This is a genomic window from Hafnia sp. CBA7124 (assembly GCF_002355555.1).
Taxonomy (GTDB): Bacteria; Pseudomonadota; Gammaproteobacteria; order Enterobacterales; family Enterobacteriaceae; genus Hafnia; species Hafnia alvei.
Genome location: NZ_AP017469.1, coordinates 1,451,680 through 1,471,933 on the forward strand (window position 1 = coordinate 1,451,680; position 20,254 = coordinate 1,471,933).

Annotated in this window: 17 protein-coding genes; 9 read left to right on the forward strand and 8 right to left on the reverse strand. The window is 47.2% G+C overall.

Going from position 1 to position 20,254, the window contains the following annotated elements; genetic code table 11:
• The first annotated feature begins 41 nt into the window (after window positions 1-41).
• From gabT to CPY98_RS06775, 5 genes are all read left to right on the forward strand, one after another.
• Window positions 42-1,364, forward strand: a complete 1,323-nt coding sequence (gabT, locus tag CPY98_RS06755) for a 4-aminobutyrate--2-oxoglutarate transaminase (protein WP_096386928.1) — start codon at window positions 42-44, stop codon at window positions 1,362-1,364.
• Between the two features lie 266 nt (window positions 1,365-1,630).
• Window positions 1,631-1,849: a hypothetical protein gene (locus CPY98_RS06760; RefSeq protein WP_040045804.1), complete on the forward strand. Its 219-nt coding sequence runs from the start codon at window positions 1,631-1,633 to the stop codon at window positions 1,847-1,849.
• Entirely contained in the window at window positions 1,839-3,227 is a 1,389-nt protein-coding gene (locus tag CPY98_RS06765; RefSeq protein WP_025800829.1) for an APC family permease, read from the forward strand. The genes CPY98_RS06760 and CPY98_RS06765 overlap by 11 nt, the downstream gene beginning before the upstream one ends.
• A 164-nt stretch (window positions 3,228-3,391) precedes the next feature.
• Complete coding sequence (locus CPY98_RS06770; RefSeq protein WP_046449840.1) at window positions 3,392-3,781, forward strand: type II toxin-antitoxin system RelE/ParE family toxin; 390 nt, start codon at window positions 3,392-3,394, stop codon at window positions 3,779-3,781.
• The gene (locus tag CPY98_RS06775; RefSeq protein WP_046449841.1) at window positions 3,771-4,100 is read left to right on the forward strand and encodes a helix-turn-helix domain-containing protein; all 330 of its coding nucleotides are present in this window, start codon (window positions 3,771-3,773) and stop codon (window positions 4,098-4,100) included. The genes CPY98_RS06770 and CPY98_RS06775 overlap by 11 nt, the downstream gene beginning before the upstream one ends.
• A gap of 5 nt (window positions 4,101-4,105) precedes the next feature.
• Here the strand turns inward: CPY98_RS06775 and rarD are convergent, their stop codons facing one another.
• On the reverse strand, window positions 4,106-5,032 hold the full coding sequence (gene rarD, locus CPY98_RS06780; RefSeq protein WP_025800832.1) for an EamA family transporter RarD: 927 nt from the start codon (window positions 5,030-5,032) through the stop codon (window positions 4,106-4,108).
• Window positions 5,033-5,258: 226 nt separating this feature from the next.
• Window positions 5,259-6,683, reverse strand: coding sequence for an exodeoxyribonuclease I (gene sbcB, locus CPY98_RS06785; RefSeq protein ID WP_172863861.1), 1,425 nt, complete (start codon window positions 6,681-6,683; stop codon window positions 5,259-5,261).
• Window positions 6,684-6,891: 208 nt separating this feature from the next.
• Here sbcB and CPY98_RS06790 point away from each other — a divergent pair, with 208 nt between their 5' ends.
• Window positions 6,892-7,950 carry an FUSC family protein gene (locus CPY98_RS06790; protein ID WP_096386934.1) on the forward strand — a complete coding sequence of 353 codons (1,059 nt, stop codon included), beginning with the start codon at window positions 6,892-6,894 and terminating at the stop codon, window positions 7,948-7,950.
• A gap of 50 nt (window positions 7,951-8,000) precedes the next feature.
• Here the strand turns inward: CPY98_RS06790 and proX are convergent, their stop codons facing one another.
• The 3 genes from proX to proV all read right to left on the reverse strand — a co-directional run bounded on the left by proX (window position 8,001) and on the right by proV (window position 11,510).
• Window positions 8,001-8,999 (reverse strand): glycine betaine/L-proline ABC transporter substrate-binding protein ProX, encoded by a 999-nt coding sequence (gene proX, locus CPY98_RS06795; protein WP_226930023.1) that lies wholly within the window; start codon window positions 8,997-8,999, stop codon window positions 8,001-8,003.
• Between the two features lie 211 nt (window positions 9,000-9,210).
• On the reverse strand, window positions 9,211-10,314 hold the full coding sequence (gene proW / locus CPY98_RS06800) for a glycine betaine/L-proline ABC transporter permease ProW (RefSeq protein ID WP_043492103.1): 1,104 nt from the start codon (window positions 10,312-10,314) through the stop codon (window positions 9,211-9,213).
• On the reverse strand, window positions 10,311-11,510 hold the full coding sequence (gene proV, locus CPY98_RS06805; protein WP_025800837.1) for a glycine betaine/L-proline ABC transporter ATP-binding protein ProV: 1,200 nt from the start codon (window positions 11,508-11,510) through the stop codon (window positions 10,311-10,313). The genes proW and proV overlap by 4 nt, the downstream gene beginning before the upstream one ends.
• Window positions 11,511-11,965: 455 nt before the next feature.
• On the opposite strand from proV, the gene dinG reads away from it, so the two are divergent.
• The 3 genes from dinG to wzz(fepE) all read left to right on the forward strand — a co-directional run bounded on the left by dinG (window position 11,966) and on the right by wzz(fepE) (window position 16,618).
• Window positions 11,966-14,155: an ATP-dependent DNA helicase DinG gene (gene dinG, locus CPY98_RS06810; RefSeq protein WP_043492105.1), complete on the forward strand. Its 2,190-nt coding sequence runs from the start codon at window positions 11,966-11,968 to the stop codon at window positions 14,153-14,155.
• Window positions 14,156-14,248: 93 nt separating this feature from the next.
• The gene (gene ybiB, locus CPY98_RS06815) at window positions 14,249-15,160 is read left to right on the forward strand and encodes a DNA-binding protein YbiB (protein WP_043492109.1); all 912 of its coding nucleotides are present in this window, start codon (window positions 14,249-14,251) and stop codon (window positions 15,158-15,160) included.
• Between the two features lie 342 nt (window positions 15,161-15,502).
• Entirely contained in the window at window positions 15,503-16,618 is a 1,116-nt protein-coding gene (gene wzz(fepE) / locus CPY98_RS06820; protein WP_096386937.1) for an LPS O-antigen length regulator Wzz(fepE), read from the forward strand.
• 107 nt (window positions 16,619-16,725) lie between these two features.
• Here wzz(fepE) and cycA read toward each other — a convergent pair whose 3' ends face one another.
• The 3 genes from cycA to CPY98_RS06835 form a co-directional block, all read right to left on the reverse strand.
• Window positions 16,726-18,129, reverse strand: coding sequence for a D-serine/D-alanine/glycine transporter (gene cycA / locus CPY98_RS06825; RefSeq protein WP_025800841.1), 1,404 nt, complete (start codon window positions 18,127-18,129; stop codon window positions 16,726-16,728).
• Between the two features lie 429 nt (window positions 18,130-18,558).
• Window positions 18,559-19,143 carry a bifunctional murein DD-endopeptidase/murein LD-carboxypeptidase gene (gene mepS / locus CPY98_RS06830; protein ID WP_004096016.1) on the reverse strand — a complete coding sequence of 195 codons (585 nt, stop codon included), beginning with the start codon at window positions 19,141-19,143 and terminating at the stop codon, window positions 18,559-18,561.
• Window positions 19,144-19,542: 399 nt separating this feature from the next.
• The gene (locus tag CPY98_RS06835) at window positions 19,543-20,247 is read right to left on the reverse strand and encodes a phosphatase PAP2 family protein (protein ID WP_025800842.1); all 705 of its coding nucleotides are present in this window, start codon (window positions 20,245-20,247) and stop codon (window positions 19,543-19,545) included.
• Window positions 20,248-20,254 lie beyond the last annotated feature (7 nt).

Genomic DNA, 20,254 nt, shown 5'->3' on the forward strand with positions numbered 1-20,254 from the left:
GGTTAGAAATTTGAAATTCAAATTCAATTACGGAGTACATCATGTCTGAGAATCAAAATCTGTCCGGGAATTCCTCCAACCAGTCATGGCAGAAGCGCCGTGAAGAGGCGGTGGCGGGCGGAGTGTCAACATTACTGCCAGCGTTCATTCATAAAGCACGTAATGCTGAGCTGTGGGACATTGAAGGCAATCGTTATATCGACTTTGCAGCAGGGATCGCCGTGCTGAATACCGGTCATAACCATCCAAAAGTGATCGCGGCCGTTCAAGAACAGCTGACGCGCTTCACGCATCCGTGTTTCCAAGTTACGCCATATCCTGAATACGTTGAACTGGCAGAGCGTTTGAATGCGCTGGTGCCAGTTAAAGAAGCCACGCAGACGCTGTTGCTGACTACCGGAGCTGAAGCGGTTGAGAACGCTGTGAAAGTGGCGCGTATCGCTACCGGGCGTAGCGGTGTGATTGCGTTCCGCGGTGGTTTCCACGGACGTACCTTAATGGGGATGGCGCTGACCGGAAAAGTGGCTCCGTATAAACAAGGATACGGCCCGTTCCCATCCGGCATTTATCATGCGCCATATCCGTCTTCCTACTTGGGCATTACGGAACAGCACGCGTTAGATGCGCTCGATTCCATTTTTGCTGCGGACATCGCGCCGAGCGAAGTCGCCGCAATCATTATTGAACCGGTGCAGGGCGAAGGGGGGTTCTATGCCGCTCCTACTGGTTTCTTGAAATCGTTACGTGAAATTTGCGATCGGCACGGCATTGTTTTAATTGCAGATGAAATCCAGAGCGGTTTCTGCCGTACGGGTAAAACCTTTGCTATCGAACATACCGGCGTTGAACCCGATCTGATCACCATGGCGAAAAGCTTGGCGGGCGGTTTCCCGCTGTCTGCGCTGGTGGGTAAAAAACGCCTGATGGAAAAAGCCTTGCCGGGTGGCTTAGGCGGCACTTACGCAGGTTCTCCGGTGGCTATCGCCGCGGCGCTAGCAGTGACGGATCTGATTAAAGAAGAACAACTGAACCAAAAAGCCCAGCAGGTTGGCGAACAGATTACGACCGAGTTACATGCGTTGGCAGAACGCTTTGATTGCATCGGCGATATTCGTGCCGTTGGTGCGATGGTGGCGATGGAGCTGGTGGAAAATCGCGATGCAGCCAAGCCAAATAAAGCCATCACTTCTGCGTTAGTGAAAGAGGCCGGTAAGCAAGGGCTGATTCTGCTCTCCTGCGGCGTGCGCGGTAATGTCATTCGATTCTTAGCACCGTTAACGGCCGAAAAAGAAGTTATAAAAGAAGGTATGGAAAAGTTGGCTTCAGCACTTTCTGTTGTGACAAAAACAGTGCAAAATGCATGACATAAAGATAACCGGTAGTTTACTGCCGGTTATCTTTTTTTTATCACTATGGCGTAACGACTTTGGGTCTGCGTAGGTGAACAAACGATGAGCCTGTCCATGCTTGCACGGCACAGGTTCCAAATACAGAGCGCGGTCGGAAGATTCGCGCAATAGCCAGAGCAAAAGTAGTTCTCGCGGCTGTTTTCCACTACCGGACCACGGAGCGTTCAGGCGGTAGCGGTTTACTATGATGACGTATCGGGATACGTCTAGAGGATATAACGATGGTGCATGTTTATGTTTATCCGCCGCGCTTGGGCGAACGCCTGAGCCGCAGCGAATACGGGCCAGCTCACTGTTTTATTGGCGCTTTGCTAAATGAACAAACCTATATCTGTAGCCGATTATCCCGCCGCCTAATACGACGTTTCCCCGCGGCCTCTCTGAATGACGTTAATTTGTTACCAGCAGAGGACAAAGGGGGAAACCGTCATGGCGATTAGCACTCCTCCTGTTGCTCAGGCTGCCGCGCATGAAGCGGGTAAGCCTCAATTACGTAAATCATTAAAACTTTGGCAGATTGTCATGATGGGCTTGGCTTATCTGACACCGATGACCGTGTTTGATACCTTTGGCATTGTGTCGGGTATCAGCAATGGGCATGTGCCGATGTCGTATCTTTTTGCTTTGGCCGGTGTGTTATTTACGGCGATCAGCTATGGCAAACTGGTGCGTCAGTTCCCGACCGCGGGTTCGGCGTATACCTACGCACAAAAAGCCATTAATCCACATGTGGGCTTTTTGGTGGGGTGGTCATCGTTGCTGGACTATCTTTTCCTGCCGATGATTAACGTGCTATTGGCGAAAATCTATCTCACGGCGATGTTCCCAGAGGTTCCCCAGTGGATTTGGGTGGTCGGTTTTGTGGCGATCATGACCGCGGCAAACTTGAAAAGCGTGAGTCTGGTAGCCAATTTCAATACCGTTTTTGTTTTGGTGCAGATCTCAATCATCGTGGTGTTTATCTTTTTAGTTGTGCAAGGTCTGCATAAAGGCGAGGGGGTTGGCAAAGTATGGAGCCTCCAGCCATTTGTCAGCGAGAATGCGCATTTGCTGCCGATTATCACCGGCGCTACCATCGTGTGCTTCTCATTCCTCGGTTTTGATGCGGTAACGACGTTGTCTGAAGAAACCAAGGATGCCGCGAAAACGATTCCGCGGGCGATATTCCTGACAGCATTGTACGGTGGCATTATCTTTATCTCGGTATCGTTCTTTATTCAGCTGTTTTTCCCTGATATCTCAAGGTTTAAACAGCCGGATGAGGCGCTGCCAGAAATAGCTCTTTACGTGGGTGGAAAACTGTTCCAGTCAATCTTCCTGTGCACCACGTTTGTGAATACGCTGGCCTCGGGTTTGGCATCGCACGCGAGTGTTTCGCGCTTGCTGTATGTTATGGGGCGCGACAACGTGTTCCCTGAAAAGATCTTTGGCTACGTGCATCCAAAATGGCGCACGCCAGCGCTGAATGTGGTGATGGTGGGGATGGTTGCTCTATCGGCTATCTCGTTTGATCTGGTGACGGCGACCGCGCTGATAAACTTTGGTGCGCTGGTAGCATTCACGTTTGTGAATATCTCGGTGATTAGTCACTTCTATGTTCGTGAAGGGCGCAATAAAACCTGGAAGGATCGTTTCCACTTCCTGATTTTGCCGATGATTGGCGCACTTACGGTTGCTGTGCTGTGGCTGAATCTGGAGAAAAGCTCGCTAACCATGGGGTTAATTTGGGCTGCTCTTGGATTTGGTTATCTGGTGTTCCTCACCCGTCGCTTCCGTAAACCACCGCCGCAGTTCGAAAGCCAGCCGCAGGCTGAATAACGATCTCAACTGTTATGTCGGGGAGCGAAAGCTCCCCGAATTTTTTGCGAAGCTCTTTCCAATCCTCTGCTTATGCTCTGACATCTCCTTACCGCCATGCTAGTTTCCACCCTCAATAAAAAGGTCATTTAAACAGCAAAAATAACATGGAGTTTTATACCTAAATGGATATAATTGAGCGAATGGCAAGGCTTTACCGCAGACCCATTTTTTGGATTGCGGGATGTAAAAAAGATCTGCAGCAATTGCCTGATGAGGTGAAAGATACGATGGGCTATGCATTGTATCTTGCCCAAATTGGGCGAAAGCACCCGCAGGCGAAGCCATTAAAGGGTTTTCATGGCGCGGGGATATTAGAGATCGTTGATGATGATGGGTGTGGAACGTATCGCGCTGTTTATTGTGTTCAATTCAAACATGCGGTTTATGTGTTACATGCGTTTCAAAAGAAGTCATCTTCTGGGATTTCGACACCGCAGACCGATAGGGAAAAGGTCAAAGAACGTTTAAAAGCGGCTCAACAACATGCAAAGGAAAATCACTATGAAAAATAACCTAGAAATCGAAGCCGGTAGCGATAGCGTCTATGAAGATCTTCAGTACGCTAACGCCGAAGAGATGCAGGTAAAGGCACAGTTGGCGGCCATTATTGCTGAGGTGCTACAGGAACGAGGCCTTTCTCAAACCGAAGCCGCTATGATGCTGGGGATGACTCAGCCAAAATTGTCTAATTTGCTGCGTGGGCAGTTTCGCGGCATTAGCGAATTTAAAATGTTGTCATGCCTGATGTGCTTGGGTGGGCAAATTAATATTCAGGTTAAAAAACCGCGCCTTAAAACAACCCGTGGACACTTAACTGTATCAGTGAGCTAAGCACATTAATGGCCCGGATGGTTTCTTTTGCCGCGCACCATATCGGTAGCTAAATGGCGATAGCGCCAGTGCTGCTGGAATAACTCGTAGACGCAGAATGCTAACCCTAACCAGATGAGGGAGAAGCTAATCATCTTCGGCATATTGATCGGCTCACCGAAGGCGAGCACCGCCAGTAAGAATTGGAGAGATGGCTCAACATACTGCGCAAGGCCAATGACCGTCAGCGAGGTGCGTTTAATGGCCGCGGCGAACAGCAGCAGAGGCGCGAAGGTGACCGGTGCCGTTAGTGCATACAGAATATAGGTCTTAGTGCCAGATCCAGCCAGAATACTGCCGCCGGTGGCATGCAGCCAAAAGGTAATAGCAATCGCTAGCGGGAGCATCCACAGTGTTTCTAACGTTAATGCGGTCATGATGTCGTAGCGAATAAATTTACGCACTAACCCATAGAATGCAAATGTGCTGCCCATTGCCAAAGCGAGAAGTGGAACGTGGCCTAACAAAATGACCTGATAGACCAAACCCGTGATGGCGAGCACCACGGCGATGCGCTGAAAGCGACTGAGTTTGTCGTGGAGAAAAATAACGCCTAACGCGATAGAAAACAGTGGATTGGTGAAATAGCCAAGGCTGGCGTCAAGCACCAGATTATGGGTGAGCGCATAGATAAACGTTGTCCACGAGACACTCATGATCAGGCCGCCTAATAGGCAGCAGAACAGAGAGCGTTTATCTTGCCAAACCTGCTGCCACGTCGTTCGGTTTTTAAATAACAGACGCAGCAGAAGCAGCAAAGGAATAGACCAAAACAGGCGTTGTGCCAGTAACTCCAACACGTTGGCATCTGGCAGCATTTTATAAAAAAGCGGTGTAATGCCCCACAAAATAAACGCGAGAACGGCCAAGACTGGCCCGTTTTTCAGCCACATATTTACGACCTGTTTTGTATGAAATCTATACCGCCATACTTCAAGCTGCATTTTGTTGGTCGCGCTTATTCACCCTAAGCACTGGCTGGCTCGCCTCAATGCAACTCGAATTATTGGAGTATTTATCTTGTAAAATAAAGAAAATACGCCTTCGCTACCTACTTTAACCGTTGGTAAGAAAACCGAGGGTGATGTAGCTCACCCTCAATGATAAATCTTATGAATATTAACCAACTAACTGCTTTGCATATTCATACAGTTCTTTAAGCTGGGCCAATTTCTCTGGATTTTCTTCATGGCGGTTATACAGCTCTTCCAACTGATGAATGTAGGTTTGAACACGTTCAGGCGTTAGTGCCGCTTGGCGATGTAGCTGCCAGCGACGCTGTTCATCATCGGTAAGAGTAGCGGGGAAGTTACGTGCGCGATAGCGGAACAGCAGTGGTAAAACGCGTTTATCGTTAAACGTAAGATCAAGTGCCGGAAGGTTCTGCGGCAAAGTTTCTCTAATAATTTGCATTGCCGTTCGGTCTGCATCGCTAAAGAAGCCGTCATACAGCTGGGCGTCAACGTCTTCTGATGCTTTAAAAGGCTCGGCTTCGGCAAACACCGCCACGACTTTGTCTCGTAGCTCGGGATGGCTACGTAGCAGCTGTAAATTATCCATACAATGCTGACGATCGAGCCCTAATCGTTCGGCATTTTCAGGGCGCAGGGTCTGATCAGGTGCCAGCACTGGACATTTGTTGATATGCACAAGTTTGAGAGGAACGGGAGACGCTGTGCCAAGTTCGCTGCGGCGAGTATAGAGCCGTTCGCGCAGGGCATCGGTATCCAGATCCAATAGTGGAGACATATCTCCAGCCAGATCGCACATGATCACCGCGTTTTTATTGTCAGGATGCCATGCCAGCGGCGCAACTAAGCTGGTGTTGCCACGCAGTGCGCCAAACATGCCAGAAATATGCACCAGAGGCTTCATGTTGGCGATATCAATCAGCGCTGAAACTTTGTGTTTATTTCTCAGTTGGAACAAGTAATCAAACAGCTTAGGCTGTGCTTGTTTAACCAATTTAGCCAGCGCGATGGTGGCGTAAACGTCGGCCATCGCGTCATGGGCATTTTCATGCTCGATACCGTTGGCTTTCGATAAATGCTCAAGTTTAAAACTTGGCAAACCTTCCTCGTTTTCCGGCCAATTGATCCCTTCTGGGCGCAATGCATAACAGGTGCGTAAAACATCGAGCAAATCCCAGCGTGAATTGCCGTTTTGCCAGCTGTATCCATACGGATCATAAAAGTTACGATAAAAGATATTTCGGCTGACTTCATCATCAAAACGAATGTTGTTGTAGCCCATAATGCAGGTACCGGGCACGCTGAACATCTGGTTTATTTGCCGTGCAAACTCGGCCTCGCTAACGCCACGCTCTAACGCAACCTGAGGTGTAATGCCCGTGATCATGACGGCTTCTGGCTGAGGAAGATAATCGTCGGCAGGGCGACAATAGATCACCAAAGGTTCTTCAATGATGTTGAAATCAGCGTCTGTCCGCACGCCAGCAAACTGGGCAGGGCGATCTAATGCTGGATGTTGACCAAAGGTTTCGTAGTCGTGGATGAGGAACGTGGGCGCGGCCTTGCTCAAAATAACATCTCTTATCAGAAAACAAAGTAGCGACTAGTGTAACCGCGAAATTGATGAAACCCAAAGACTGGGACAAAACACGCGGGGAACATCGCATAATTATTTATCTGGTTTGGCTAAACGGCGTTTGTTGTTTAATTTTTTTTACGATATTGAGTACACTTAGCAAAGATAGGTATTTTCATGCGTTGTTATCCTTAAGGTATTCCCTGTGCGTCTCAATAGAGCAATTTCTCCCCTCGAACATGTGATTTACGGTCATTACAAAGCCATCCACGGTATCCGTATGGCGATTGCGTTTGTCATCACCTTCTTGGCGATTCGCTTATTGCATGTACCCGAAGCCACGTGGCCGTTGATCACGATGGTGGTGGTGATGGGGCCGATTTCGTTTTGGGGAAACGTGATTACCCGCGCGCTGCAGCGCATTATGGGGACGGTTTTTGGTGCGGCATCGGGGTTGGTTGCACTCTATCTTGAAGTCTTTTCCATGCCGCTGATGTTGGTGTGGTGTGCGGTCGTTATGTTTGTGTGCGGCGTGCTGGCATTAGGCAAACGGCCTTATATGGGGCTTTTGATCGGGATTACTCTGGCCGTGGTTTGTGGTGCGGGTCCCGGTGATATGAACACCGCCTTGTGGCGAAGCGGCGATGTGATTATTGGTTCGCTATTAGCCCTGCTTTTTACATCGATATTCACCCAAAAAGCGTTTGTTCACTGGCGGTTAATGATGAGCAAAGAGCTTAAAAATATGAGCAGTTTTTACAGCGCTCATATGTCTCCAAACGTGTTGGAACGGCCTCATTTAACCAATAAGCATCAGCAGATCCTGAATGAACTCGTCAAAATACGGACGCTGATTTCACCGTGTGTGCGCGAAACTCGCATCAATAAAGATGTATTTGATGCTATTCAGGTGATGAGCCGTAATTTAGTGTCTACGCTTGAGCTTTTGACCGATGCCTACTGGGCAACCCGTGAAAGCCATTTCATTATGTTGAATGCGACAAAGCTACGTGAATTTCAGAAACTGTCGGTTAATACGCTGAATGCGCTTTCCAATGCACTGATCAGTGGAAGCATTGAAGCGAATTTGAGCGATCTGCCTGAAATGGTTGCGGTGTCCGGTGAGCTTAAAGCTTTAATGGAAAACGCCAAAGCAGCTGAAAATATTGAGGCACCTATCTATGGTTATGTTTGGCTTAATATTGAACTGGCGAAACAGCTTGATGAGCTTAAAGATTTGATCGGTATGGTGTTAAGAAAGTAATTTTTGTTATCCCCCCGGAAGGGGGGATAACTATTCGTTATGGTTTAACGTTATGACTTATTTGCAGCCTGCTTCGCTGCATCGATCCAACCATCAAATGTCGCCTGATGGGCTTTAATCCATCCGTTTACATGGCGTTCAATATCCGCTTCTGAGTTTTCACCCTGATGCATACGCAGGTTTTGCGCATTGACGTCAGCAATTGGCAATTTCATTTCAGCAAACAGTTTTGCCGCCGCTGGGTTTTTCTCGGCGAAGGTTTTGTTAGCTACGATCTGCATATTGTTAACAGGGAAACCGTAGTTAGCGCCGTTTGGCAGCTTGGTATCAACATCTTTCAGGCTGCCCGGTAGGGCTGAGAACGGCACCTGTAGCCAAACAACATCACGTCCAGGTTTGAGAACGTCACTAACCCAATACGGCGTCCATGTGTAGTAAAACACCGGCTTGCCTTCTTTAAAGCGGGTCATGGTGTCAGCAATCAGCGCTGAATAGTTGCCTTGATTATGTTCAACCGTATCATTCAAACCATAGGCTTTGAGCTGATAGTTGATAGAAGCTTCACATCCCCAGCCCGGCGTACAACCGGCTAGATCGGCTTTACCGTCGTTGTTAGTATCAAACAGCTTGGCAATTTTGGGATCTTTCAACTGCTCAATATTGGTGATGTGATACTGATCGGCGGTTTTCTTATCGATCAAATATCCCTGCGCCGCTCCCGTTACGTACTGACCTTCACGGTAGAATTTTTTATCACCGCCGGCACCGTTGTACATATCAGAGTGAAGCTGATCCCAATTTACCGCGAGGAAGGTGGCATCACCGGCGGCAACGGAAGTGTACGCTACGTTGTAATCCACTTCTTTGGTTGGCTGAACGTCATAGCCTAGTTTTGCTAGCGCCTTGCTCACCAGTTGGGTCTGGAAAGTCTCTTCGGCAATACTGCTCTGAATTGGCTGTACAGACACGCCTTTGCCCGGCAATTCTGCTGCCTGAGTGGAGAAGGAGATGGAAAGGGTGCCGAACGCCAAAGCAGTGACGGCAAGCATAGAAGCGATGCGTTGTTGAGTTTGGTTATGTTGTTTTGTTTGTGATGTCATGAATATTCCTGTTTGTTTTATCCCTGTTATTTTTGGCGTAGTGCCAGCGATGCAGGGTATAGATGGGAAATAGGGCTATCCGCGCTCTTCTCAGACGATGAAAAAAACCGAATAGAAGTTCGATATGCGCCTCCCCCGGCAAGAGGGAGGCTAAGAAGTTTTAACCGCGCTTAACAAAAATACGTGCGACCAAGCCAATAGGGCCAGTCATGTACCAACCCTGCGTACCACGGCTGCGACGATCGCGGCCAACGGACTGGGTTAAACGGTCGAGAATAATCGCCAGAATTACGATACCTACCCCACCAATGGAAGCCAGACCCATATCGAGTCGGCCGATACCGCGCAGTACCATTTGGCCTAAACCACCCACCGCAATCATCGAGGCGATAACCACCATTGACAGCGCGAGCATCAGAGTCTGGTTAACACCGGCCATAATGGTGGGCATTGCCAGCGGTAGCTGCACTTTAAACAGCATCTGGCGCGGGCTTGAACCGAAGGACTCAGCGGCCTCAATCAAATCAGCCGGAACCTGCTGAATGCCTAAGCTGGTTAGACGTACGATCGGCGGCAGCGCAAAGATAATGGTGACGACGACGCCCGGAACATTACCGATACCAAACAGCATCACGATAGGCACCAAATAGACGAACGCTGGCGTGGTTTGCATGGCATCCAGTAACGGTCTAATTATACGGGCCGCGCCTTTGCTGCGTGCCAGCCAAATCCCTAAGGGCAGGCCGATGAGCATGCAGAAAAACAGTGATGTCAGCACCAATGCAAGCGTCACCATTGCCTGCGACCAAGCGCCGATCGCACCGATGGCGATGAGGCCAATCAGGGTCGCAGCCCCCATACCAAAACCGGCGCATTGCCATGCAATTAAGGCGAAGACCAAAATCGCGATAGGTGCGGGCATGCCCAGCAAGATGTTTTGAAATCCGCTGAGGACGAAGTCCACCGGCATGCGAATGCCTTGAAAAACAGGGCGGCCGTGGCTGACCAACCAGTCGATGCCATGCGTGACCCACGTGTCGAAGGGCACCCAGGTATGATGGAACGGATCCATCAGATTAAAGTGCTCTGGCTCGGGAGCGGGGGCGCTGCTGAGCCAGTCGCTGCCTTGGGCTGCATGGTTACTTGCGGCATCAGTCGTGGCCGGTGATGAAGACCATGCGTCTGCGCCTTGCGATGCGGATGATGCGCTGGCGGCTGATTCTGCGGGTTCTGTTGCCCATGGATTACTCGTTGCGTCACTCATTGGTTAGGGCCCTCTTTGTCTAATGCTTGTAATAGCGTGCCTTTATTGATAATGCCGATAAAAATACCGTCAGCGGACGTCACCGGAACACCACAAGGTGATTGGGCAACCTGCGAAATTAATTCGTTGAGCGAGGTATCTGCATCAACGGCTTCGGGAGCTGACAGCAGGGCAGAATCTAAAGACTGACCTTGAGAGAGCGCTTGTTTTAATGATTCTACTGAAACGATACCAATATATTTTTGGCCTCGTTCTACCACATAACCATAATCATGATCTTCATCCTGCAATAATTTTAGTGCAGCACGAGGCCCGAATCCCGGCGTTTTTCGAATCAACGAAATATGTCTACGGCGAGCAATATCTTTTGCACTAAAGACTTGGCTAATATCAACGCCTTTGAAGAAAGTCTTAACGTAATCATTGGCCGGATTATTCAATATTTCTTCAGGCGTTCCAACCTGTATTACCTCACCACCTTGCATAATGGCGATGCGGTCACCAATACGCATTGCTTCATCTAAATCATGTGAAATAAATACAATGGTTCTTTGTTGCTGAGACTGAAGTCTAATTAATTCATCCTGCATTTCAGTACGAATTAAAGGGTCTAACGCTGAGAATGCCTCATCCATTAATAGAATATCAGGATTAATTGCCATGGCGCGTGCTAAACCAACGCGCTGACGCATACCACCGGATAATTCATCGGGATAAGAGTTAGCGTGATTTTCTAATCCAACCTGACGCAAGGCATCGAGTGCTTTCTGATGACGCTCTGCCTGAGGCATACCTGATAGCTCTAGTCCAAAGGCGGTGTTATCGAGCACGTTCAAATGTGGCATAAGTGCAAATGATTGAAAAACCATGCTGATTTTACTACGACGAATATTACGCAGTTTCTCTTCTGAGACCTGTGCGATATCTTCGCCGTCAATCATGACTTGGCCACGGGTCGGTTTAATCAGACGATTGAGAAGGCGTACCATGGTGGACTTGCCGGAACCTGAGAGTCCCATGATGACAAATATCTCGCCTTCTTCAATGGCCAGACTGGCATTTTTAACGCCAACGGTCAGACCTGTTTTTTCAAATATTTGGTCTTTATGTAGACCTGATTCAATAAGTTTAAATGCACGGTCGGGATGCTCTCCGAATATTTTGTAAAGGTTCTTAATTTCTATTTTAATAGTCATGCAATAATAGAGTGTCCTATATATAATGAGAAATAGTTCACAGATTATTTAAATCAAATAATCCAAATATTATGAGCGAAATCGTTTAATACCCTAACATAATGAGATGATGAGACAACCCCTAAATTCAGATTAATGCCGTAATTGGGGTTTACATAAGCATAAATATTCGTTATGGTAAAATGCTGCTGCGCTTTCGACCTGATTTTAATATCCATCGATTTTTAAGTTATTTGTGCTGTTAGGCCCCTTCAATAAAGCGTAATTACGCTACTGAATATTTATAATCAAAATCATATTATTTGTTAAGAATGCTCCTAATATTTCTTGGCTTTAATCTATTTATGTAAACATTATTATCAACTGCTATTCCACGTGCATGACAGAATATCAGGCTGATTTTTGATGGTGAATATGAGAAAATAGACCTCTGTTTCTTTCTGTATCGAGTATCAATGGCGCTTTCTTCCGCAACTAAAAATCAAATTACTCAATGGTATAAAGCCCTTTCTGAGCATATCCCTGATTTTATCCCACGTCCTCAGCAGCGCACGATGATTGCGGAAGTCGCGAAAACGCTAGCCGGTGATGATGCTCGCCATTTGGCCATTGAAGCGCCAACGGGCGTCGGTAAAACCCTGTCGTATCTGATCCCTGGGATTGCGATTAGTCGCGATCAAGAGAAACCTCTGGTGGTGAGCACGGCCAACGTTGCTTTGCAGGATCAGATTTACAGCAAAGACCTTCCGCTGCTGCGCAAAATTATCCCCGATTTAAAGTTTACCGCGGCGTTTGGCCGTGGCCGCTATATCTGCCCGCGTAATCTGGCCGCGATGGCGAGTGCTGAAGGCATGCAGGGCGATCTGAAACTGTTTATTGAAGATGATTTACAGCCCAGCAGCGCGGAAGAAAAAGCGCTATGTCAAAAAATCAGTAAGCAGCTTAGCGGCTATCGTTGGGATGGCTTGCGCGATCACCTTGATGAGAATATTGATGATGCTCTGTGGGCGAAGCTAAGCACCGATCGCGCCAACTGTTTAGCGCGCAACTGTATGTATTTTCGCGAATGTCCTTTCTTTATTGCTCGTCGCGAAATCGAGAGCGCTGACGTGGTGGTCGCAAACCATGCGTTAGTCATGGCGGCGTTGGAAAATGAGTCGGTTCTCCCTAATGCCAAAGATTTGCTGTTGGTGCTAGATGAAGGTCATCATTTACCCGATGTGGCGCGGGATGCGTTAGAAATCGATGGCGAGATTACGGCTATTTTTGTTAATAGCCAAGTGGAAGGAATCGCGCGACACATCGAGCAGTGCGGTGCACAGTACAGCCCTAAAAATCGCCCGAAGCTGATGGATAGCGAGCGCTTAAAAGCCCATTGTGAAGAGATGCGACAGTTAACCACGGATTTTGATCGTATGGCGACATCGCTACTTCCTGTGGGAAGCAGTGAGCCAAACTATCGTTTCGAGATGGGCGTATTGCCGGAGCCCATGGTCGATATTGCCGTTCGTTTATATAAATTGACGGACGGGCTGCGCGGTTTGGCTGAATTCATGATGAATGATTTGCAGGAAAAGACCGGCAGTCACGACATTATGCGATTGCACAAAGCCATTTTGCAGATGAGCCGTAGTTTTAGCTATTTAGAGGCGATGACGAAACTGTGGCGTTTGGCGGCAATGGAGAAAGCATCCAATGCGCCGATTTCGAAATGGCTAACGCGTGACGTATTTGACAATGTGCAGCACATCTATATGCATTGCGTTGGGATCCGTGTCTGCGATCAGCTTGAGAAAATGCTGTGGCGCAAAATCCCACATGCCATCGTCACTTCGGCCACGTTGCGATCCCTGAATAGTTTTAACCGAATTAGCGAGCTCTCTGGATTAAATGAAAAAGCGGGAGATCGTTTTGTCGCGTTGGATTCCCCGTTTAACCATCCAGAGCAAGGTCGTTTGGTGATCCCGCAAATGACGCTTGAACCTGCTATGGCACAGGAAGCGGAGCATTTACGCCAAATGGCACATTTTTTCCGTCATGAATGGGAGAGTGGCAAGCATACTGGCATGTTGGTGCTGTTTGCCAGCCAGAGAGCGATGCACACGTTCCTCAGCTTCGTTCCTGCATTACGTTTGGGATTGTTGGTTCAAGGCGACCAACCGCGTTACCGCTTGGTTGAAGAGCACTGTCGCCGTGTGCGTAAAGGCCAGCAAAGTGCCTTGGTGGGGCTACAGTCATTTGCGGAAGGGTTAGATCTTAAAGGGGAATTGCTCACTCAGGTGCATATTCATAAAGTTGCTTTCCCGCCCATCGATAGCCCTGTGATCCTCACCGAAGGCGAATGGCTGAAAACGCTGAAGCGCTATCCGTTCGAAGTACAGAGCTTGCCTGGTGCGTCGTTCACTCTGATCCAGCAGGTAGGTCGCTTGATCCGAAGCCATGAGTGTAAAGGTGAGATTATTATTTATGATCGTCGCCTACTGAGTAAAAGCTATGGCGCACGTTTGCTAGGCGCATTGCCGGTCTTTCCGATTGAACAACGCCCAATGCCGGAAGGCGAACTGCCCGAAATTCCAGCCCCGAAGAGCGATAAAAAACCCGCGAGCGGCTCGCGTGGCAAGCGCGGTGCTCGCCGTCGAGGCTAGGGTTAGCGATAAGTACAATTGTCAGGGCAAATAATGCCACGTACTATCCCTAATATAACGCAAATGTAAAATGGATGAGTACGAGGTGTTGCCGTGGATTATGCACAAATCATTAAAGAAGTGGGCCGAGGGAAGAACCACGCCCGTGATATTAGCGCTGAACTCGCTCAGAGCTTGTTTAGCGATATGCTGGCCGGTCGTGTCCCTGAGCTGGAGCTAGGCGGTATTCTGATTGCGTTGCGTATCAAAGGTGAATCCGAGCAGGAGATGCTCGGTTTTTACCGAGCGATGCAGCAGCGTTCCGCCAATCTTGCGCTGCCTGTTGACATGCCAATGCCGATTGTGATCCCAAGCTATAACGGTGCTCGCAAGCAAGCGAACTTGACGCCATTGCTGGCTTTGTTACTTGCCAGAGAAGGTGTTCCCGTTTTGGTGCACGGTGTTAGCCAAGATCCAGGCCGAGTTACCAGCGCTGAAATATTCCAAGAACTGGACATTACACCGACACGCGACGTGCAAAAAATTGATTGGAAAACCGGCAAACCGGTTTTTATCTGCGTGGAAGATTTAGCGCCAGAGATGCATCAAGTGCTGTCATTACGTTGGCGAATGGGCGTTCGTAATAGCGCACATACTCTAATCAAGATGATTAACCCTTTTGCCGGTGACGCTTTGCGTATTGCCAGCGTTTCTCACCCAGAATATATCCACAGAATGGCGGGGTTATTTAATCAAACATTATCCACTGCGCTTTTACTCCATGGAACGGAAGGTGAGGCGTATGCAAACCCGTTACGTTGCCCGCAGATGCATTTATGCCGTGAGGGAGAAATGAGTACGCTAGTGACGCGCGAAATGGGAGAGGGGGATAAACCCGAATTAGCCGAGGCAAAAAGCATAGAGGAAACCGTGCGCTGGACGAAACGTTGTCTTCGCGGTGAGCTGCCAATACCTCTAAGTCTCAAGCTACAGGTAGAAGCCTGCTTGAATATTGTCAGTGCATAAAAATAGAGTGAAAGGAATTAGCCTACAAGCACAGCATTATAAATGTAGTCACTCTAAATAATTATTTATAGGCGTTTTTTTATGCGAATTTAATCGGGGGAAGTCCTGGTTAATGTAAATAAAACGCTAAGAAAATTCTTTAAATTAGAGTTTAATTCTTTGAATTCTATTTTTACTGGTGATTTATTTGTTTTTTTTGTTCTCACTGAGCTTATATTTTTATTTTTAAGATCTCACTTTAAGTTGTATCTATCAAAAAAGTTATCCAGTATCCTTTTCTGGAAAATTCTACCGTACCCATATTCAACAGTGCATAACAGAGTGTGACTTGCTTGTAACATTATGACTATTATACATCATGAAAATAATGATGCTGTTTTAGACAGCTCAAACCGCAAATTCCAGCCTCCATACCCACGTGATGATGAAATTGACTTGATTGAATGGTTACTTATTGCAATTAAATCATATAAAACAATTTTAATTATAACGTTCTGTTTTGGCTTAATCGGGTATGGGATTGCTAAAATTTTGCCGCAAAAATGGACGAGTGATGCGGTTGTTGTTGCTCCGCAAAGTGAGGAGCTCACATCACTGGACGAATTGAAGCCGCAGTTGGCTATTCTGGGCATCGATTTTAACGTCAGCGAAAAAGATCTATTAAGCCTCTTCGTACGAGACTATGACTCTCAGATCTTACGCCGTGAATACCTTGTCACAACGGATTATTATAAGCGCCTCATCGAAAAAGTGGCTGCGAATGATGAATTGGCTAAACGTCAGATACTCGACAGTTTGGCGACCAAGTCTTTTGCTTCCTTCAGCAGTGAATTGAGTAAGACTCCAGCTGATACCGCTTATTCTTACTATAAGCTGTCATTTACCGCTGATAGCAGTGAAGACGCGCAAAAAACGTTGGAAGGTTATATCTCTGTCGTTAACGCTTCGGTGGAAAAATTTATCGCCGGTAAGATCCAGCGTTTGATCGATATTAGCCTGAGCAGTGAAGAGTCAAAATATGATATGGCTCTTGCTCGTTTAAAAAATGTGCAAGACGTGAATATCAACCGTCTTGGTTATGCATTGTCTATTGCTGATGCGGCTGGCGTGAAACGTCCACTGTATAGTAACGGCACCGCGATTAAAGATGACCCTGATTTCTCCATTGCGTTAGGTTCTGATGGTTTAAAGCGTAAGCTAGAAATTGAGAAATCGATTACCGATCTGGCTCAGTTGAACTCCGGTTTGCAAGACAGCAAGATGATTATCAGCAAACTGCGCGAGCTAAAGTTAGCGGATATCAATTTCACCGCGTACAAATATATGATGAAGCCTAATGAGCCAGTGAAAAAAGACAGCCCTAAAACGGCGCTGATTGTCTTGTTGGCACTTATTTTAGGTGGGATCACTTCGGTAGGTTTGGTCACTGTCCGCCATGTGATCAAAAACCGTAAATAACGTATGTGTTAATTTGAGATCTTAATAGTTTGATAGAAATATCAACTTGTCAGAGATAAAAAAACGGGCCATATGGCCCGTTTTTGTTTAATCAGTGCAGCCTGTATCTATTGTGTGCTGCGACGTTTGCGAATGAACATCCAACCCAGTCCCAGAATAACAAACCAGATCGGCGTCACCATCAATGCCTGACGTGTATCAGCTTCCAGCGTGAGCAGTACGATGACAAACGCAAAGAAGGCAAGACACACCCAGCACATCAGCTTGCCAAAAGGCATTTTGTAGATAGATTTTTCATGCAGGTGAGGACGCTGTTTGCGGTAAACCATGTATGAGCACAGAATGATTGACCAAACAAACATGAACAAGATTGCTGATACCGTGGTGACCATCGTGAAGACGGTAACAACGTTAGGGATTAAGTAGATAAGTACCACGCCGCCCAGCAGACAAACGCAGGAGAACGTTAGACCTGATGATGGAACCGCGCGCTTAGACAGCAAGGCAAAGCGCTTAGGCGCTACACCATCCTGCGCTAAGCCATAAAGCATACGGCTGGTTGAAAAAACGCCGCTGTTGGCGGAGGAGGCCGCAGAGGTCAGCACCACGAAGTTAATGATGCTGGCAGCGGCAGGTAAACCTGCTAACACGAACAGTTCAACGAACGGGCTTTTATCTGGAACCACAGAGCTCCACGGTGTCACTGACATAATCATGATCAGTGCAAATACGTAAAACATAATGATGCGGATAGGAATCGAGTTAATCGCTCGTGGCAGTGATTTCTCTGGATCTTTCGTTTCTGCCGCCGTGGTCCCTACCAGCTCAATACCGACGAAGGCGAACACCGCAATTTGGAAGCCCGCGAAGAAACCACTTAAGCCTTTCGGGAACCAGCCACCGTCGTTCCAAAGGTTGCTAAACGAAGCCACGCTGCCGGTTGGTGATTCGAAGTGCATTAACACCATACCTAGCCCGATCAAAATCAGTGCAACGATGGCCACGATTTTAATCATCGCAAACCAGAATTCCATTTCGCCGAACATTTTGACCGTTGCCAGATTCAGGCCTAACAGCAAAAGCACCACGGCAAGCGAGGCGACCCAATCAGAAAGTCCAGGGAACCAGAACTGCGCGTAGGCGGTTATTGCAACGACGTCGGCTATCCCAGTGACAACCCAGCAGAACCAGTATGTCCAGCCAGTAAAATATCCAGCCCACGGGCCGAGTAAATCAGCAGCAAAGTCGCTAAAGGATTTATATTCAAGATTGGATAAAAGCAGTTCCCCCATTGCGCGCATCACGAAGAACAGCATAAAGCCGATGATCATGTAGACGAAAATGATCGAGGGGCCTGCAAGGCTGATCGTTTTGCCGGATCCCATAAACAGGCCGGTACCGATGGCACCACCGATAGCAATAAGTTGAATATGACGGTTGGTGAGATTACGCCGTAGATGCTCTTCCCCTTTTGCGGGGCTCGCGGCCTCAACTTTTACCTGCTCTACCATATTGTCTCTTCCTTTTACCTGTCTGTAAGTGGCATGTCTTCTGCTGATACTTCGCAGATGATTAGCTGCGGTGCAGCCTATAATTTTAGGTATATAAATGCATTGCGAAAGAGAACGACTCTTTCGCAGGACATCCAAGATATTAGGGAAGAAAATAAGAATTGAATACAAATAGATTAACTTAATGTTAATTTTTTGTTTTTTTATAGATCTCGATCCACAGTGATTTGTGATGCATTTCAAGCTGAGTCGGATAAAACATCCGTCCGATCACAAAATCACCGCAATAATCATTCAGCTTCAAGAACGGATTACAGAATATTGTGAAGGTGCTGATAAGGAGAAGCAGAGGGAGTCGGGCATAAAAAAACGCAACCGAAGTCGCGTTTTATTTGGCATTTAGGACAATCAGGTGTTTGTGCGTCTGGATTAGCTATGCGCCGGGTTGGTCAATACTCGACGAGCTTCACGATAACGGCCTTTCCAGTAGCTATCATTCAGGCTTGAAATAGTCACACCGCTGCTGGTGGAAGCATGAACGAATTGATCATTACCTAAATAGATACCGACATGGCGACCCGTTGAACCTGCACGGAACAGCACTAAGTCACCGATACGCAGCTTGGTACGCTGAATTTGGCGGCCAGTATCTTGTTGTTCTGATGTAGAGCGGGGCAGATCCAAACCAAATTGTTCACGGAAAGTACGCTGAACAAATGCTGAACAATCAATGCCACGTTTACTGTCGCCACCGAGGCGATAACGTACACCTTTCCAGGTTGCGTATTGATCCATAATTTTGGATTTAATATCCACATTACGAACCATTGCTTCAAATTCATCCTGAGAAGCTTGAAGTAAAAGACCATCTTTGTCTTTAACTGCATGCGTATCAGTTTGTGCGTATCTATCAGATGAAGAATGGTTTGCACTACATGCCGACAGAAGTACTGCGGCGGCGATAGCAGGTGCTAATCGCAAGATATATCTCAGAATCGGTTGAGACTTGACCATTGTAGAAGATTTTCCTTTTTGTCCTTAACGACGGAGTCGCTATCTATAAATGCCATTCAAGAGACTAATAATAGGATCTACATGTGACAATGTTTACACATGAAATCTGTGCGGTGGAGCACACTTTTGTCGCTATTATTCTCAAAAACTCAGAATCTATGCACAAACGTTGAAAGATTACCGGATCGAAATAGGTTTGGCGAGGCTTTTTGTTCATTTTAAAGAATAAGAAGCTGTTGTAATAATATGTAATATTTAAAGATTATTAAAAAAGATGTGCACGAGATGAAAAGGTCAAAAGAAAGGCAAGATGGTATAGGAATTATCTGAATGAGAACTTATGCAATATCTGATTTATCCCCCTTAATCGATGATATGGATTCAGGGGGAAGTGATGGATTATTGCGGACGATACTTGCCGGGCAAATGCCGGTCTAACAAGTTCAATAAGGCATCTGATGCAGGCGTGAGTAGCCACCAGCTTAGACCAACCAGCACAACGCTGAGGGAGCCTACGGCGATATCGCTAAACCAATGTGCACCAATCATGATGCGCGGCAGAATAAATACCACGAAGATCGCCAGTGCAATAATAAATGAGCGGAGCGTAAAGTAACGCAGCATGAATACGGCAAAAATAATCAACATCATGCCATGGTCGCCAGGGAAACTGTCGCTTGAACTGTCTTTAGTGTTAATTCCAGTAAGTTCTCCCACGCGATGAATGTGGGAGAAATAGTTAGTTGGACTCGCACGCTTAACGGGAAGAATATGACCCAGTTGGTTTAAAACCACCGCAGTCAGCAAGATTACCACGCCCAAAATTAGCATTCGGCGCTTGCCGTAACCATCTTGTTTGACAAAAAATGACAGATATAGCAATCCCATACACAGCAGTGCTATGGCGTCAAACGCACGATTATTGGTATAGGCGACTAAATAGAGAAAGGCGCGGTTGGTGACTAGATGATCGTTAAAAAAGAAAAAGATCGACGAGTCTATTGGGAACCAGAAACCGTGATTCGGAGCCAAATACCAAGAAAAGAATAAAGCGATGCCAAGGAGATTACACAAAATAATCCACGGCAGATTACGACGAGTCATGTGCTAA

What these genes read in the sequence shown, in the direction of transcription:
- CPY98_RS06770 (WP_046449840.1), top strand. Translation starts at nt 3,392, where the DNA reads ATGGATATAATTGAGCGAATGGCAAGGCTTTACCGCAGACCCATTTTT.
- gabT (WP_096386928.1), top strand. Translation starts at nt 42, where the DNA reads ATGTCTGAGAATCAAAATCTGTCCGGGAATTCCTCCAACCAGTCATGG.
- mepS (WP_004096016.1), bottom strand. Translation starts at nt 19,143, where the DNA reads ATGGTCAAGTCTCAACCGATTCTGAGATATATCTTGCGATTAGCACCT.
- proW (WP_043492103.1), bottom strand. Translation starts at nt 10,314, where the DNA reads ATGAGTGACGCAACGAGTAATCCATGGGCAACAGAACCCGCAGAATCA.
- proV (WP_025800837.1), bottom strand. Translation starts at nt 11,510, where the DNA reads ATGACTATTAAAATAGAAATTAAGAACCTTTACAAAATATTCGGAGAG.
- rarD (WP_025800832.1), bottom strand. Translation starts at nt 5,032, where the DNA reads ATGTGGCTGAAAAACGGGCCAGTCTTGGCCGTTCTCGCGTTTATTTTG.
- cycA (WP_025800841.1), bottom strand. Translation starts at nt 18,129, where the DNA reads ATGGTAGAGCAGGTAAAAGTTGAGGCCGCGAGCCCCGCAAAAGGGGAA.
- proX (WP_226930023.1), bottom strand. Translation starts at nt 8,999, where the DNA reads ATGCTTGCCGTCACTGCTTTGGCGTTCGGCACCCTTTCCATCTCCTTC.
- CPY98_RS06775 (WP_046449841.1), top strand. Translation starts at nt 3,771, where the DNA reads ATGAAAAATAACCTAGAAATCGAAGCCGGTAGCGATAGCGTCTATGAA.
- CPY98_RS06765 (WP_025800829.1), top strand. Translation starts at nt 1,839, where the DNA reads ATGGCGATTAGCACTCCTCCTGTTGCTCAGGCTGCCGCGCATGAAGCG.
- CPY98_RS06760 (WP_040045804.1), top strand. Translation starts at nt 1,631, where the DNA reads ATGGTGCATGTTTATGTTTATCCGCCGCGCTTGGGCGAACGCCTGAGC.
- dinG (WP_043492105.1), top strand. Translation starts at nt 11,966, where the DNA reads ATGGCGCTTTCTTCCGCAACTAAAAATCAAATTACTCAATGGTATAAA.
- CPY98_RS06835 (WP_025800842.1), bottom strand. Translation starts at nt 20,247, where the DNA reads ATGACTCGTCGTAATCTGCCGTGGATTATTTTGTGTAATCTCCTTGGC.